Consider the following 16,212-nt stretch of genomic DNA (forward strand, 5'->3'; position numbering starts at 1 on the left):
TGCGTTTGCCGGATATTCATCCCTCAATAAAGAGGGTTGTATTTGTCCTGTTATTTGCCAGCCATGAGGTGAGATCAGAGAGGAGGCGGGACACGCCTGTCACCTATGCATGGCAATACATGCTGGCATGTTGTGAAAGCCAGTAATGTCTTCTGGTCAAGTGGCGGGCGAAGGGGTAGCGTGGCGGGGTAACAAGGCATTTACATATGCTTGAAGGAGATATCGAGCATGGTTGAGAAAACCCCGCGCACCGTTTCAGCCCCCAAGAAATTCATCATCGGTACGGGTCTGCTGGCCCAGCTGCATGACTATGTAAAAGATTTTGGCGACAACGCTTTCATCATCAGCGATGAATTCTTTGTGGAGCGTGTCCAGAAGGAATCCGTGGCTGGGCTGGAGAAAGCCGGGCTGAAAGGCACAGCCGAGAGGTTCGGCTGTGAATGTACGGATGCCGAGATCAAGCGTCTGGGCGAGCTGGCCAAGACACGTGGTGCCAATGTCATTGTCGGTATTGGTGGTGGCAAGACGCTGGATACCAGCAAGGCCGTTGCCCATTATTACAAGCTGCCACTCATCCTCTATCCGACCATTGCCTCCACCGATGCACCCTGCATTGCGCTGGCTGTGATCTATACGGAGAAGGGCGAGTTCGACCGGTACCTCTTCCTGCCGCAGAATCCCGATGTCGTTGTGGCTGATACGGGTGTGATTGCCGGTGCCCCGGTGCGCTTCTTTGCTGCTGGTATCGGTGATGCCCTTTCCACATACTTTGAGGCCCGTGCCTGCTACCGGTCTGATGGGGTGAACCTTTCCTGCAAGCGTCCGTCCCGTACGGGACTCGGTCTGGCCCGCATGTGCTATGACCTGGTCTGCAAGAATGTTGATCTCGCCATGGATGCTGTGCGCAACAAGGTGCCGACCCGGGCTCTGGAAGAAATGGTCGAGGCAACCATTTATCTCAGCGGGACCGGTGCCGAGACGGGTGGTCTTGCCGCTGCTCATGCCGTGCATAATGGCATGACCGCTATCGAGGATCTCCATCATGCCCAGCATGGTGAGAAGGTGGTCTTTGGTCTGATGACCCAGCTGGTGCTGGAGAATGCACCGAAGGAAGAGATTGAAGAGGTGCTGCGTGTCGTGCGGGCAGCTGGCCTGCCGATGACCCTCAAGGAGCTGGGTGTCAAGGAGTTTGTGGAGGCTGACTGGCGCAAGGTGGCCGAGATCGCCTGCGACAAGGACGACACGATGGGCAATCTGCCCTTCAAGGTCACGCCGGATGATGTCTATCATGCCATGGTGGCTGCGAACGCCCTTGGTGAGCGCTATCGTGCCGCCCATCAGGCCTGAAAAGGTCCGACAGGGTGAGGTCATGGCAACATGACCCATTAGGGAAAAGGTCCGGGGTGCCAGGCTCCGGATCTTTTTTCATGGGAGATGGACCTCATCAGTGATCTGTTTTCCAGCGGAGCCGTCTTCCGCTGTCTGGCCAGTGCGGCTTCAGGTCGGGTGGGTGGTCAGAGAAGGGCGTTTGTTGTCCTGTCTGTCCTGTACTGCTCCATGGTGCAGTATGCCGACCGGCTGGAGGGGCACGGAGGCCCCCCGTATCATTTCTGTCCCCGGAGAACGAACCCATCCAGCAGCTGCCGTAGCTGGCGTGTCCGCTGGGCCATGTTGGAGGTGGCCGCAGAGGTTTCTTCCACCATGGCGGCGTTTTCCCGGGTGCCCTGGTCGATGGTGACGACGGCACCATTCACGTCCCGCAGGGCCGATGCCTGCTCAGATGTGGCCTTTGAGATCTCTCTGAGATGTGTGCCGATATTGGCCACGCTGGAGATGATGGTGTCGATGGCGCTGCTGGCATCCTTCATGATGGCTGAACCGGAATCAACATGGGTCTGGGAGGTATTGATGAGGTCCTTCACCTCTTCGGAAGCATCGCCCACCCGGTTGGCCAGTTTGCGGATCTCCTGCGCCAGGACACGGAACCCGCTGCCGGCTTCGCCCGCATGGGCGGCTTCAACACCGGTGTTCAGTGCCAGAAGGTTGGTCTGCGTGGCAATGTTGGAGATGACGTTGGTGATCTTGTTCACGGCTTCGGCAGAACGTTCAATCTCTTCCATGGCCGTGCTGGCACGGCGGATCATGGTGCCGAAACGTTCCGTGATGGCCTGGCACTCCTCAACGAACTGGGTCGCCTCGCTGACACGGGATTCGGTGGAAGATACCGTAGCGGTGATCTGCTCCACGGCAGCGGCCGTTTTTTCGACAGAGGCAGCCTGTCGTTCCGTGCGCTGGGCGAGGTCCTGTGCCGCGCTGTTGATCTCATCAGCGGTATTGTCGATGCTCTCCGTTGCCTCGCTGATGGTATGAAGCGTCTGGCAGAGGGACGAGATGGCGTGATTGAGGTTGTCCCGCATGGGGAGGTAGGTATTGGGGAAGTTCCCATCCACCGTGTGGGAGAGGTTCTTGTTGGCAAGGGCGTCGATGATGTGGCCAAAGCGCTCGGTCACAAACCGGCGTTCTTCTTCAATGGCCTCATCCAGTTTGCTCATTTCTTCCTTGTTGAGCTTTCTGGCTTCATCAATGTAGATGGAAATGGTGAGGTCCATGTCCAGGAAGACGGCCTTGCTGAGGCTGGCGAGGGAGTCCGTCAGCTTGGAGAAGGACATCTTTGGGGGCAACAGCGGTGCCGGAGGGGCCAGCTGGTTTGAGACATCTGCGATGATGCTGGCAAGCAGCAGGGCGTAGCCGCCGATGTACCAGCGTGGTTCCAGCCCGATTTCGGCGTGGGTTCGGCCGATGCGGCGCACCGTATTGGCATATTGCAGGCCGAAATTGGCAGCTGCGATGTTCTTCCAGTAAGTCAGCTGCGCCTTTTTGGCTTTCTGTATCTGTGCTTCTGAGGAAAAAAAGCTTCTGGTCTGGGGGGTCCGGCGGACCGTGTCATAGAAGGCATCCAATGCCTTGGGCAGGCATCTGATGACGTATTTTTCAATACGGCGGATGGCCAGGCAGTCCTGTTCACCCAGTTGGAGGAAATGCAGCCGCTCTCTCAGGTCGTCAGTATCCTCAAGGCTTTCATTCGGGTTATGCATGATAGCTGAAAATTTTGACATGATTCCCTCGTGAAGTAACAGATATTACCATGGATAAGACTTAAAAAAGCCTTTTTAAAGCCTTATGGTGGATGGAAGCTTTCTGAAGTATTAAAAGAAATCTTATTTTAATATATTTGGTGTTCGTGTAGCCTGATGTTACCTTCTTCAGCATGTTGCGTTAACCATCTCATGACGTTCCCTCTCTGAGGGCCAATCCCATCGGCTGTGTGGCTGTTGGCGAGGGCGAGGGGCATGAGGCTGGCCCATCAGCAACCATGTTACGTTTTTGTAACGCAGGTGTGTTTTATGGCGTTCATGCCATGAATTGCCAGTATTCATCAGGGAAAAAGCCAGATTCCAGCATGAGGATGAGGTTGTGCGTGGGGCGTGACTGACCCCTGAGGGGGTGTGCGAGGCCCCCTGTTTTGGTAGAATGGGCCCCGGCAATTTTTTTATCCAGGAGGGGGCCATGGCCACAACCGCCAAAATCAGTGTTACTCTTGATCGTTCCAAGATGCTGAATTTCAATTCATCCATGTATGGGCCTGAGTTCCTTGAGCGTATTCTGGAGGCTGTGAAGGCGATTGCGCCCGAGCCTTATCAGGTTCAGGCCAATTTCGGGTCCGACATTGCTACGGTGGATGTCACCACGACAGAGGATGTTGAAGAATTTCCCGATACGGCAGCAATCTATGCGGCCATCCGGAAGACCTACGAAGAATGGAACCATGCCGTCCGTCAGATCGACGAAGAAAAGCTGGCTGACCTGCCGTTCGCCAAGGACCAGAAGCTGGTGAAGACGGAAGAGCATCGTGGTGAAGGCGATGCGTCCGACCGCTTCCTTGTCATCGATGTACATTATGATGATGAGGGTTTCATCGTGTACGAGATTGAAAAACTGGACCACGAGGGCAAGCCCATTCCCGATACCCGGGAGGCTGTCTCCTTGGAATATCTCGAGGAAATTTTTACAGCAGCTGAGTAAAAACGGGTCGCAGAAAAGCCACCATGGGCCGTGATACGTGTGTGGCTTTTCATTGAGTGTTTGGGAGAAAGGTCCCGAAATGTTCCAGTTTCTGTCTCACGGTCTGTCGTCGCTTTTTGCGCAGAGTCCGGAGCTGGCTTTTTTTCTTTCCATCGGTCTTGGTTTTTGGATAGGTCAGATAAAGATCGGTACGTTCCAGCTCGGCGGTATTGCCGGGTCACTGGTGATGGCGGTCCTCATCAGCCAGTTTGGCGTCAAGATGGATTCTGACCTCAAGATCGTTCTTTTCGTTCTTTTCATCTATGCGGTGGGGTATAGCAGCGGGCCCGATTTTTTCCGCTCTCTGGGGCGGCAGTCCCTGCGAGAGATCATGCTGTCTGTCATTCTGGCTGTCAGCGGGTTTGCAACGGTTGTCGGGGTAGGGCGTCTGTTCCACCTGGACAAGGGCATGGCGGCCGGTCTGGCGGCAGGAGGGCTGACCCAGTCTGCCATCATCGGTACGGCCAGTTCGGCCCTTGCGGAGCTGGGATTGTCCGCTGCACAGTTGCAGCAGATGCAGGCCCATGTGGCCGCAGGTTATGCCGTGACCTATATTTTCGGTTCCATCGGTACCATCATTTTCTGCGTGGATATCCTGCCCTTCTTCATGCGGCGTGACATGAAGGCCGATGCCCTGGCGGCAGAGGCAGGGGGACTGCCGGAGGATGTGGGGGGTGAGACCGAGCAGCGTGGCGTTGTTCCAGCGGCGACCGATCTCGTCTACAACATGCTCGGCGTGGCTGTCGGGCTGGTCATTGGCCTTGTGGTCATCCGTGTGTGGGGTATGTCCCTGACGCTCGGTTGTGGGGGCGGGGCACTGATGTCCGGCCTGCTGTTCGGCTGGTGGCACAGGCGGCACGCCGGTTATGGGGAGATGCCGTCGTCTGTCTGTTCCTTCTGGGGCAATTTCGGTCTGGCTGGCTTCGTGGTGGTGACGGGGTTGCAGACAGGCCGGGAGGCTGTGGAAGTCATTGTCCATCAGGGGGTGCTCCTCCTGCTGCTCGGTATGGTGGTGACGATCCTGCCGCTGGTCATTACGGCGCTTATTGGCCGTTTCTTCATGGGGTACCGGAATGTCGCCCTGTTTGCCGGGGCCCTGTCGGGGGCACGTAGTGCCAACCCGGCCTTCAGTGAGGTCCTGGCCAAGGCAGGCAACAACACACCGGCCATCCCTTTTGTCATTACCTATGCCGTGGCCAATGTGCTGCTGACTCTTCTGGGGCCGTTCATTGTGGCTTTCGGGTAGGCTGTTCGCTGGCATCCATCCCGTCTGGATGGAACGTCCCATAATCGGTAAGTAATGTTCTGTAGAGAAAGCCTGGTTGGGAAACCGCCAGGCTTTCTCCATGACTGTTTGGAGAAAAGGTCACGGCATGTTCCAGCGTCTGTTTCACGGGTTGTCTCATCTTTTTGGAGAGAATCCAGAGCTGGCTTTTTTCCTGTCCGTCGGTTTTGGCTTTCTGATCGGGCGCATAAGGATAGGCGTGTTTCAGCTTGGGGGCGTGGCAGGGTCATTGTTGATGGCCGTGCTGATCAGCCAGTTTGGTGTGCATGTGGGGTCCAGCCTCAGGACAGTACTGTTCATCCTGTTCATCTACGCTGTGGGATATCGCAGTGGCCCAAACTTTTTCCGCTCTCTGGGGCGGCAGTCCCTGCGGGAGGTGGCACTGGCGGTCATCATGGCCATCAGTGCGTTCGGGACCGTTATCGGGGTTGCGCGGCTGTTCCATCTGGACAAAGGCATAGCCGCCGGTCTGGCGGCAGGGGGGCTGACGCAGTCTGCCATCATTGGCACTGCCAGTTCCGCTCTGGAGAAGCTTGGCCTCCCTCTGGCGCAGGTGCAGCAGATGCAGGCGGATGTTGCTGTCGGCTATGCCGTGACCTATATCTTCGGGTCCATCGGCACCATCATTTTCTGCGCCACCATTCTGCCACTCTGCATGCGTCGCAATTTGCGGGATGATGCGCTGAAGGCAGAATCCCTGCCAGAAGATGCGACGGAGGATACGCTGCCTGCTGTCCAGAATGGGACGGTCCAGCGGACTGCCGTGCCGGTTACGACGGACCTTGTCTACAACATGCTGGGCATGGCGCTGGGGCTGCTGTTCGGGCTTGTGGTCGTCCATCTGGGCGGGGTGCCCATCACGCTGGGCAGTGGTGGTGGGGCCCTGCTGTCCGGCCTGCTTTTTGGCTGGTGGCATGGGCGACATCCGGGCTACGGCGCCATGCCGTCTTCTGTCTGCCTGCTCTGGGGCAGTTTCGGTCTGGCAGGTTTCGTCGCAGTGACAGGCCTTCAGACAGGTGGACAGGTCGTGGCGATCATTACCCGCCAGGGGGGAACGATTCTGCTGCTGGGCATGATCGTCACCATCGTGCCATTGGTGATCACGGCTCTTGTCGGGCGTTTTCTGCTGGGGTATCGGAATGTTGCCCTCTTTGCAGGGGCTCTTGCGGGGACACGCAGCTCCAATCCGGCTTTTGGTGAGGTTCTGGCCAAGGCTGGCCATGGCAGCCCTACTGTTCCCTTTGCCATTACCTATGCCGTGGCCAATGTGCTGCTGACCCTGCTTGGTCCGCTCATCGTGGCTTTCGTGTAAGAAAGGGCCGTCCATCATGACCATCCGACACACGCTGAACAGTCTGAAACCCCATAAGGGGGCCCGGCGCTGCCTGAAGCTGGCTTTTTCCGCTCTCAGGGTTCTTCCGCTTGGTACCGGGCTGGTGGCCGCCACCCCGGCTTCGGCGCAGGCAGGGCAGGGCATGGGGCGGTTGCCCCGTGTGCTCGTTCTGGCCACGGGGGGGACCATAGCGGGAAAGGCGGACCCACGTTCTGCCATCGGTTATGATGCAGGCTCGACAACGGGGCAGCAGCTTGTGGCCGCTGTGCCGGGTGTGGACAGGCTGGCCCAGCTTCAGGTGGAGCAGATCGCCAACATTCCTTCGCAGGACATGAATCACAAGGTCTGGTTCCGGTTGATGGAGCGTATCAATCAGGCTTTTGCCCGGCATGAGGCCGATGCCGTAGTCATCACCCACGGGACGGATACGATGGAGGAGACAGCCTTCTTTCTGGATACCGTCCTGCATCATGACCAGCCTGTGGTGATGACAGGGGCCATGCGTCCGGGCTCGGCCATCAGTGCGGATGGTCCGGCCAACATTTATGAGGCAGTCAAGGTGGCAGCCCATCCGCAGGCGAAGGGGCGGGGGGTGCTGGTCGTGCTGAATGATACCATCCATGCGGCCCATTGGGTCAGCAAGGCGGACAGCACGGTCCTGCAGACCTTCGTGTCCCGACAGACAGGGCCTGTGGGTATTGTGGACCCTGCCGCCGTACGCTTTTACGGGCCGCCGCGGCCCCGTCTGTTCCTGTCCCTGCCGGATGGCGCAACGCTGCCTGCTGTGGATGTGGTGTATGCGCATGCGGATATGGATGGTCGCCAGATTGATGATGCCATCCGTGCCGGTGTGAAGGGGATCGTCATTGCCGGAATGGGGGATGGCAATGTGTCGGCCCAGGCCATGCAGGCGTTGGACAGGGCCGTCCGGGCGGGGATTGTAGTCGTACGTTCCAGCCGTGTCGGTGACGGGTTTGTCAACCGTGATGTGGAAGTGGATGATGAGGCCCATCACTTCGTGGCGTCATATGACCTCAACCCGCAGAAGGCCCGTCTGTTGCTACAGCTGCTCCTGGCCGGTGGGGTGCAGGATGTCCAGGCCGTGCAGCGTGCTTTTGCCTTCGGGTATTGATTGCGTCGTGCTGAGTTCTACCTTGGTGTGAGTGCTGGATGTCGGCATGAAACGGGCCGGGGGAGGATGTGAATATGGATGAACCGATGCGGGATGGAAAAGCAGGGGCTGGTGGTTCTGCCGGCCGTCTGACACGCCGCGGTCTGCTGGCGGGTCTTGCAGGGGTAGCGGCGTCTCCCGTGGCGGGACATGCTCTTGGGTCCATCGTGTCGGGCCCGAGTGTGATTTCCTCCCCGCCCCGGACATGGGGTGCGGAGGAGACACCGGTCAATCTGCCCGACCCTGACGTGCTGGCGCTTGATCCATCTTTCGGGCTTGTGAATTACGGCAATGCTCCCTTGCGGAAGCTCTGGCAGGGGGCTGGCTGGCTGGAAGGCCCGGCCTGGTGTACGGTCGGGCGTTTTCTGCTGCTGAGCGATACGATCACGGGGTGCCAGTATCGCTACGACCCGGAGGATGGGCCGCAGGGTCATGTGAGCCTGTACCGGCGGGAAAGTTTTAATGCCAATGGCAACACGTTTGATGCTGAAGGGCGGCTGGTGACCTGTGAGCATGGGATGCGCCGGGTCATACGCTGGGAGCATGATGGCAGTGTCACCGTGCTGGCGGACCGGTACAGGGGCAGGACGCTCAACTCTCCCAATGATGTCGTGGCAGCACCCGATGGCAGCATCTGGTTCACAGACCCGGCCTACGGGGACGGAGTGGTGGAAGGCCACGCCGATGTGGATGGTCCTGCCAATCCCCAGCGTCATCTCAATCCTTATCTGGATGCTGAGCTGACAAGCCAGTATGGCGGGTTGCGCCGGCAAGAGGATCATACCTTCCGGGTGGATGCAAAAACCGGGAAGGTGGAGGCCGTGCTGGGGCAGAAGGATGTGGCAGGGCCCAATGGTCTCTGTTTTTCCCCTGATGGTAGCCGGCTCTATGTGGCGTCCTCTGGTGTGGGCCCTGGTGCGCAGCCGCCTTTGCCGGACCATGCCATCCATGTGTTCGACCTGAAACAGGGGCGGCCGACCAACGGGCGTCTCTTCACGGATTTTACGCTGGCTGGCCGGGCCATGCGCCCTGATGGCCTGCGCACCGATGTGGAGGGCAACCTCTGGTGCGGTGCCTGGGGGCCGCTGGGGCTTTGCGGTGTGTTCATCTATAATCCACATGGCCAGATGATTGGCCGTATCCGCCTGCCTGTCGGCTGTTCGAACCTCACTTTTGGGGGGCCGAAGCGCAATATCCTCTATATGTGCTGCGGGACGGCCCTGTTCAGCCTCATCACCGCCACGCAGGGTGCGGGGCACAGCTGAAGTCCTTTGTAGAGTTTACCCACAGTTTCCGCGGATGGAATGGTGGATGATCTGGGGATGAGCGTGTGAATAGCGGGTATGGAAAGGCGGGCAGGGCTGTCTGTCATGTCGGGGGAAGAAGATAGCCGATGCGGTGTACTGCTCCAGCCTTGTCAATTTCATAGACAAGTGGCGTGCCTGTCGGGATTTCCAGCGTCTGTGTTTCCTCGGGGGACAGGCCGTCCAGATGGCCGATGAGGGCCCGCATGACAGTCCCATGCGTGATGACAAGCAGGGACTGGCCCTGCCGCAGGGCTGGCAGCAGCATATCCTGCCAGTAGGGCAGCACCCGCTTCATGGTCATGGCCAGACTTTCGGCGCAGGGAAGATCGCATCTAGGGATGGAGGCATAGCGGGGGTCGTTCCCCGGATGGTGCGGGCTGTCCGGCTTTACAGCTGGCGGTGTGACGTCAAAACTCCGGCGCCATTGCTGCACCTGTTCCCGGCCGTAGCGTGCGATGGTGTCGTCCTTGTTCAGCCCCTGCAGGGCACCATAATGGCGTTCATTCAGCCGCCAGCTCCTGTATTCCGGCAGCCATGACTGGTCCAGCTCGTCCAGACAGTGATGCAGTGTGTGGATGGTTCTTTTCAGCATGGAGCTGTGGGCTGCATCGAAGAGGAAGCCGTGGTGCCGCATCAGGCGGCCTGCCCTGCGGGCTTCCTCATGGCCGTTGGCGGAGAGGTCCAGATCATTCCAGCCCGTGAACAGGTTGGCCTCATTGCCCAGGCTCTGCCCGTGGCGCATCAGCACCAGCTTTGCCCCCGTCATCATGAGGGTCCTCCTTTCTGCTCCATGCCGTACTGTCATGCATGTGCGCATGGCAGGCCAAGATGGCAGGATATGTCAGGCTGGAAAAGATGGCAGGCATCATTATTACGCATGGCTTCTGATACTTGTCAGAAATGTGAATATACGTCATCCTTTTCAGGGAAGATTATGGAGGGATAAGGCTCATGACTGATAATCAGCAGAAAAATCTGGTAAAGCAGGAAGGTAATTGTGGAATCGTCATGGGGGCCCTGATCGTCCTCACGGGTGTGCTTGTGGCCATGACACCCGTGCTGAGCATCATCTCTCTTACGGCCCTCATTGCGGTCGGGCTTCTGTTCGTCGGGGTTTTCACGCTGGTGGATGTGTTCCGCCGGACAGGCATGGAACGCCGGATGCTGGATGGTCTCCTGGGTATTTTCTTCATCATCCTAGCCATCCTGATCTTCTTCAATCCCGTAGGGTCGGCCATCGGGCTGACGATCTGGGTTGCTGCATGGTTTATCGTGCGTGGCGTGATGGAGCTGGCCGGAATGGGGGCTTCGCCTTATGGCCGCAGCTTCATGGCGCTGGATGCCATCGTCAATATTGTTCTGGGCGTGACACTGTTCTGCATCAACCCGATCACGGCACAGGCGGCGCTGGGCTATTATGTGGCTATCAGCCTGATGTTCTGGGGCTTTTCGGTCATCCATCGCAGCATCCTGCTCAAGCATCTGGTCTGAGCCCTGCTTTCAGGCCTGGATGAGGTCAGAACCCGGCCAGAAAAGGCCGGGTTTTTTTCATGTTCCGGTTCAGGGTTTCTCCAGGGCGTTTATGACGGCTCTGGTGAACTGGTCTGTTGTGGCCGTGCCACCGACGTCGCCCGTGCGTGTGCCGTTCTGGAGTGTCTGGATGATGGCGGTTCTCAAGCGGGTGGCCAGGGCTGCATGGTTTGTGTGGTCCAGCATGAGGGCGCCTGCGAGCAGGAGAGCCGTGGGGTTCGCCCTGTTCTGTCCGGCAATGTCGGGAGCGGAGCCATGCACGGCCTCGAAGATGGCCATGTCTTTTCCAATATTGGCCCCCGGAGCCAGTCCCAGCCCACCTGTCAGACCGGATATCTGGTCGGAAAGGATGTCACCGAACAGATTGGTGGTGACAATCACATCAAACTGGGAGGGGTCGAGGCAGAGCTGCATGGCGCAGGCATCCACGATCCGTTCATCACAGGCGATGCGCCCTTCATAACGGGCGGCAACCTTGCGTCCTGTTTCCAGGAAAAGGCCGCTCATCAGCTTGAGGATGTTGGCCTTGTGGACCAGCGTTACCTTTCTGCGACCATGGGCCAGTGCATAGTCAAAGGCATGGGTCACGATGCGTTCGCATTCGGCCCGTGTTGTATAACCAGCTGAAAGAGCCATGCCCTGCGGGTCATCGCCCTGGGGAAGATAATAGTCACGGGCGGCGTAATAACCCTCGATATTTTCCCGGATGAGCACGATGTCCAGCCCGTCATAGCGGCGCAGGTCATCCCGTGGGAGAAGAGTACGGGCAGGGCGTATGTTGGCGTAAAGGTCGAATTTCTGGCGCAGTGTGACATTGACGGAGCGGAATCCCGTGCCGCTGGGCGTGGCCAGCGGTGCCTTGAGGGCAAGGCGGGTGCGTTCCAGGCTGCGGAGGGTGGCGTCCGGCAAAGGGGTTCCTTCGTCTTCCAGAGCATGGACTCCGGCTTTCTGCTCGTCCCAGAGGAAGGGGGCGCCAAGGGCCGCCAGAACCTCTTTTGTGGCCCGTGTGATTTCCGGGCCGATTCCATCACCGGGAATCAGTGTTACGGGTATGGGTTGTCCTGCTGTGGAGGATGTGTGGGCTGACATGGGGGAATTCTCCCTGAAAATGGGGCTGTGTGCCCTCTTCATGCCCGTGGTGGGTGAGCCTTTCTGTCTGGCCGGTGGCATGATCCAGCCAGAGAGCACCAGCTCATCATGCTTCATGGGAATGTGACAAGAGCTGGAAGATAAAGATTTTTTTGTAGAGCATGATGCTTGCGGGGGCAGGAACTATGTGCGTTACTCAAATATAACGATACCGAAATTAAATGGACTGTTCCGGTGTTGTTTCGCAGGGAGGTCACATCATGGGGATCCGTGAAGTAATGGCAGCACAGCAGGATGCCGGGCAGTGGGTGCTTCGCAGGGTGGAGGGAACCGCGCAGGAGGTGCCGCTGGGCAGCATGAAGGGGCAGCTGGGGCCGGATGTGGTGGACATGCGGACCCTCTACCGGCGGGCGGGTGTGTTTTCCTATGACCCCGGTTTTGCCAATACGGCATCCTGCATGAGTGCCATCACCTATATTGATGGTGAGGCCGGGATATTGCTGCATCGTGGCTACCCGATTGAGCAGCTTTGCCAGAAAGCGAGTTTCCCGGAAGTCGCCTGGCTGCTGTCACACGGAGAGCTGCCTGATGCACGGCAGAAGGCCCGTTTCGAACATGGGTTGATGGCTGAGGCACATCTGCATGAGCAGATACGCAACTTCTTCAACGGGTTCCGGCGGGATTCCCACCCCATGGCCATGCTCTGCGGGACGTTGGCTGGCCTCTCCAGCTTCTATGGTAATCAGGGAGCGGACCAGCGGCACCGTATCACATCAGAGGAGCGGGAGATGTCTACCCTGCGGCTTGTGGCCAAGATGCCGACTCTGGCAGCTTGGGTCTACCGCTACAGCCGGGGGTTGCCGCTGATCTACCCCCGTCCGGGACTGAGCTATGCGGAGAACTGTCTGCACATGCTCTTCTCCATGCCGGAAGCAGCCTGGGAGGTGAATCCGGTTCTGGCACGGGCCTTCGAGAGGATTCTGATCCTTCATGCCGACCATGGGCAGAATGTTTCTACATCCACCGTGCGGACGGTGGGGGCCACGGGGGTCAATCCTTTTGCGTGTGTCGCTGCTGGTGTGGCGGCGCTCTGGGGGCCAGCACATGGCGGTGCGAACGAGGCCGTGCTGGATATGCTGGATGAGATCGGTACGGTGGACGGCATTCCGGATTTTATGAACCGTGTCAGGAATCAGGAGGATGGTACGCGGCTGATGGGCTTTGGCCACCGTGTCTACAGGAATCTGGACCCACGGGCCGGGCTGATGCGGAACATCTGCCATGAAGTGCTGGCAGAGCTCGGGATGGATCATGATCCCCGTCTCGAGCTGGCCATGAAGCTGGAAGAGACAGCCCTGAATGATGAGTATTTCATCTCCCGGCGGCTTTATCCCAATGTGGATTTCTATTCCGGAATCATCCTCCGGGCGATGGGGATTCCGTCCTCCATGTTCACGGTGTTTTTTGCTGTGGCCCGTACAGCGGGATGGGTTGCCCAGTGGAAGGAAATGCTGGAGAGCCGCGCAGGCATCAGCCGTCCCCGTGCCCTTTATGTCGGGCCGGACAGGCGGGATGTGCCGGCGTCCTGAGGAGCAGCCGGCTGAAGAAACACGGCACGAGACTGGCAAGCGGGAGGGCATGATGACTGGAACAGACAGGACAGCCGGGCAGGGGGGCATTCCATGGCAGAGGCTGGAGCATGAGGGGCAGAGTTATCGATATGTATCGCTCCCCCAGGCTCTGGCCGGAGCGGGGGAGAAGGCGCAACGCCTGCCTTATGTGTTGAAGATCGTTCTGGAGAACGTGTTGCGGCAGGGGCAGCATGATGCGGGGGCGCTGGTGACGGGTTGGGCTGAGACCTGCCATGCCGAAGGTGAGATTCCGTTCCGTCCGGCCCGTATCCTGATGCAGGATTTTACAGGTGTTCCCGCTGTGGTCGATCTTGCCGCCATGCGTGACGGCATGAAACGGCTGGGTGGTGATCCGGAGGAGGTCAATCCGTTCATCCCTGTAGATCTTGTGATCGATCATTCCGTGACAGTGGATGTGGCGGGGCAGAAAGATGCTCTGGAGCAGAATGTGGCCCACGAGTTCAGCCGCAACCGGGAGAGGTACAGCTTTCTGCGCTGGGGGCAGCAGGCATTCGACAATTTCCGGGTCATTCCGCCAGAGGCCGGCATCTGCCATCAGGTGAATCTGGAATATCTGGCTCCGCTGGTCATGCGGAAGGAGGAAGAGGGCGTGACAACCCTTTTCCCGGATACGGTCTTCGGAACAGACAGCCATACGACCATGATCAACGGCCTTGGTGTTCTGGGCTGGGGTGTTGGTGGCATCGAGGCCGAAGCCGCCGCTTTGGGAGAGGCCATTGCCATGCGTCTGCCCGATGTGGTGGGGGTGTATCTGGAGGGACGGTCCGCTCCCGGCGTGACAGCGACGGACATCGTGCTGACCCTGACAGAACAACTCCGGGCGGAAGGGGTTGTCGGCAAGTTTGTGGAGTTTTTCGGTCCGGCGCTGGATCACCTGCCGGTGGCGGATCGGGCCACCATTGCCAACATGGCACCTGAATATGGAGCGACCTGCGGCTATTTTCCACCCGATGCACTGGCCATGGACTATCTGACCCTGACAGGCCGTTCGCCGGATCATGTCCGGCTCGTGGAAGCGTACCTGCGGCAGCAGGGACTGTTCCGGGAGGGTAATGAAACACCGCTTTTCACCACTGTGCTGCGTCTGGACCTGGGGACTGTGAAGCCTTCTGTTGCAGGGCCGAAAACACCCTCCCAGCGTCATGACCTTCCTGCCGTGGCAGAGACCAGCCGGGCCGCCTTGGCGGCCGAAGGACAGGGGGATGTCCGTTTCCCCATCTGCACGAAGGATGCCGCCCTTGCGGGGGAAAGCCTTGGTGCCGGGGATGTCGTGCTGGCAGCCATTACATCCTGCACCAATACATCCAACCCTGCGGCCATGCTGACAGCAGGGCTTCTGGCCCGGAAGGCCCGTCAGCGGGGCCTGAAGGTGGCACGGCGCATCAAGACCTCTCTGGCCCCGGGCAGCCAGGCCGTAACCCGGTATCTGGAACGGGCCGGTCTGCTGGAGGATTTCAGTGCGTTAGGGTTTGAGATCGTTGGTTATGGCTGCACGACCTGCATCGGCAATAGCGGCCCCTTGCAGGCTGACATTGCCCGGACGATCACGGAGCATGATCTGACGGTTGCCGCAGTGCTGTCCGGGAACCGTAATTTCGAGGGGCGTGTTTCCCCTCATACGAAGCTGAATTACATCACCAGCCCACCGCTCGTGATGGCCTATGCCTTGGCCGGGACCGTGACACGGAATCTTGCGGTGGAACCTCTTGGCCATGATGAGGCCGGTCAGCCTGTCATGCTGGCCGATATCTGGCCCGGCGGGGATGAGGTGGCGAATCTCATGGCGCAGTCCGTCGTGGCGGAGGCCTTTGCCCGTGGCTATGCGACTGTGGAGCAGGGGCCTGCCCAGTGGCAGGCACTGGGAGACGGCAAGGCCGGTGCAACGTTTGCGTGGGATGGGTCTTCAACCTACATCCAGTCACCGCCGTGGCTGGAGGAGGCTGCCGGCGTGACGGGGCCAATCCGCAAGGCCAGGATTCTGGCCCTGTTCGGGGACAACATCACGACGGATCATATTTCTCCGGCCGGAACGATTGCCATCGGTTCGCCTGCTGCCCGGTATCTTGAGGAGCATGGCGTCTCACCGGCGCAGTTCAACTCTTATGGCAGCCGCCGTGGGAATGATCGTGTCATGGCACGGGGGACATTTGCCAATATCCGTATCCGTAATGAGATGATCCCCGGGAGTGAGGGTGGCGTGACCCGGCACTGGCCAGATGGGGAGGAAGGAGCCATTTTCGATGCTGCTGCCCGGTATCAGCAGGAGCAGGTACCGCTGGTGGTGGTAGCGGGGCGGAATTACGGCATGGGGTCATCACGGGACTGGGCAGCGAAAGGCCCCCGTCTCCTGGGGGTAAAGGCTGTCATTGCCGAGGATTTCGAACGGATTCACCGGGCCAATCTGGCAGGGATGGGGGTTCTGCCCCTTACCTTTCCCAAGGGGGTGACCCGTCAGACGCTCGGCCTGACGGGGCAGGAAGAAGTGAGCATCGACCTTCCGGCCCGGCTTGAGCCCCGGCAGCCTGTCCGTGTGTGTTTTACGGCACCGGATGGCATGGAGCAGGTCGTGCAGGCCACCCTCCAGCTGGAGACGGAGGCTGAGCTGGCCTATGTCGCCCAGGGGGGTATCCTGCCTTATGTGTTGCAGCGCATTGCGGATGGCGGGAGCGTGCGGTGACGGCATGGTCCATGTTTTCCTGATGATGTGTGTGCCGGTTGGTGTT

13 protein-coding genes are annotated in these 16,212 nt (G+C 59.1%); 10 read left to right on the forward strand and 3 right to left on the reverse strand.

Annotated elements, in window-relative coordinates; all coding sequences use genetic code 11:
* Window positions 1–228 precede the first annotated feature (228 nt).
* Entirely contained in the window at window positions 229–1,347 is a 1,119-nt protein-coding gene (locus tag ASO19_RS03055; protein ID WP_081562951.1) for a glycerol dehydrogenase, read from the forward strand.
* 257 nt (window positions 1,348–1,604) lie between these two features.
* On the opposite strand, the gene ASO19_RS03060 is transcribed toward ASO19_RS03055, so the two are convergent.
* Window positions 1,605–3,116, reverse strand: coding sequence for a globin-coupled sensor protein (locus ASO19_RS03060; protein WP_103765361.1), 1,512 nt, complete (start codon window positions 3,114–3,116; stop codon window positions 1,605–1,607).
* Between the two features lie 451 nt (window positions 3,117–3,567).
* Here ASO19_RS03060 and ASO19_RS03065 point away from each other — a divergent pair, with 451 nt between their 5' ends.
* The 5 genes from ASO19_RS03065 to ASO19_RS03085 all read left to right on the forward strand — a co-directional run bounded on the left by ASO19_RS03065 (window position 3,568) and on the right by ASO19_RS03085 (window position 9,176).
* Window positions 3,568–4,083: a hypothetical protein gene (locus tag ASO19_RS03065; protein WP_146046907.1), complete on the forward strand. Its 516-nt coding sequence runs from the start codon at window positions 3,568–3,570 to the stop codon at window positions 4,081–4,083.
* A gap of 79 nt (window positions 4,084–4,162) precedes the next feature.
* Complete coding sequence (locus ASO19_RS03070) at window positions 4,163–5,368, forward strand: aspartate-alanine antiporter-like transporter (RefSeq protein ID WP_081562953.1); 1,206 nt, start codon at window positions 4,163–4,165, stop codon at window positions 5,366–5,368.
* A gap of 127 nt (window positions 5,369–5,495) precedes the next feature.
* The gene (locus ASO19_RS03075) at window positions 5,496–6,719 is read left to right on the forward strand and encodes an aspartate-alanine antiporter-like transporter (RefSeq protein WP_043560802.1); all 1,224 of its coding nucleotides are present in this window, start codon (window positions 5,496–5,498) and stop codon (window positions 6,717–6,719) included.
* A 16-nt stretch (window positions 6,720–6,735) separates the two neighbouring features.
* A complete protein-coding gene (locus ASO19_RS03080) occupies window positions 6,736–7,872 on the forward strand; it encodes an asparaginase (protein ID WP_081562954.1) in 1,137 nt (378 codons plus the stop codon).
* A gap of 74 nt (window positions 7,873–7,946) precedes the next feature.
* The gene (locus ASO19_RS03085) at window positions 7,947–9,176 is read left to right on the forward strand and encodes an SMP-30/gluconolactonase/LRE family protein (protein WP_081562955.1); all 1,230 of its coding nucleotides are present in this window, start codon (window positions 7,947–7,949) and stop codon (window positions 9,174–9,176) included.
* Window positions 9,177–9,279: 103 nt separating this feature from the next.
* Here the strand turns inward: ASO19_RS03085 and gpmA are convergent, their stop codons facing one another.
* On the reverse strand, window positions 9,280–9,987 hold the full coding sequence (gpmA, locus tag ASO19_RS03090) for a 2,3-diphosphoglycerate-dependent phosphoglycerate mutase (protein WP_181005189.1): 708 nt from the start codon (window positions 9,985–9,987) through the stop codon (window positions 9,280–9,282).
* Between the two features lie 182 nt (window positions 9,988–10,169).
* Between gpmA and ASO19_RS03095 the strand changes: the two genes are divergently transcribed.
* Window positions 10,170–10,709, forward strand: coding sequence for an HdeD family acid-resistance protein (locus ASO19_RS03095; protein ID WP_081562957.1), 540 nt, complete (start codon window positions 10,170–10,172; stop codon window positions 10,707–10,709).
* A gap of 69 nt (window positions 10,710–10,778) precedes the next feature.
* Here ASO19_RS03095 and ASO19_RS03100 read toward each other — a convergent pair whose 3' ends face one another.
* Window positions 10,779–11,837 carry an isocitrate/isopropylmalate dehydrogenase family protein gene (locus tag ASO19_RS03100; RefSeq protein WP_103765364.1) on the reverse strand — a complete coding sequence of 353 codons (1,059 nt, stop codon included), beginning with the start codon at window positions 11,835–11,837 and terminating at the stop codon, window positions 10,779–10,781.
* Between ASO19_RS03100 and ASO19_RS09220 the strand changes: the two genes are divergently transcribed.
* The 3 genes from ASO19_RS09220 (at window position 11,836) to acnA (ending at window position 16,166) form a co-directional block, all read left to right on the forward strand.
* Window positions 11,836–11,964 carry a hypothetical protein gene (locus ASO19_RS09220; protein ID WP_256462227.1) on the forward strand — a complete coding sequence of 43 codons (129 nt, stop codon included), beginning with the start codon at window positions 11,836–11,838 and terminating at the stop codon, window positions 11,962–11,964. The genes ASO19_RS03100 and ASO19_RS09220 overlap by 2 nt on opposite strands.
* 151 nt (window positions 11,965–12,115) lie before the next feature.
* On the forward strand, window positions 12,116–13,426 hold the full coding sequence (locus ASO19_RS03105; RefSeq protein WP_052349211.1) for a citrate synthase: 1,311 nt from the start codon (window positions 12,116–12,118) through the stop codon (window positions 13,424–13,426).
* Window positions 13,427–13,478: 52 nt separating this feature from the next.
* Window positions 13,479–16,166 (forward strand): aconitate hydratase AcnA, encoded by a 2,688-nt coding sequence (acnA, locus tag ASO19_RS03110; RefSeq protein ID WP_103765413.1) that lies wholly within the window; start codon window positions 13,479–13,481, stop codon window positions 16,164–16,166.
* Window positions 16,167–16,212: the final 46 nt, after the last annotated feature.

This window comes from Parasaccharibacter apium, from assembly GCF_002917995.1.
Taxonomy (GTDB): Bacteria; Pseudomonadota; Alphaproteobacteria; order Acetobacterales; family Acetobacteraceae; genus Bombella; species Bombella apis.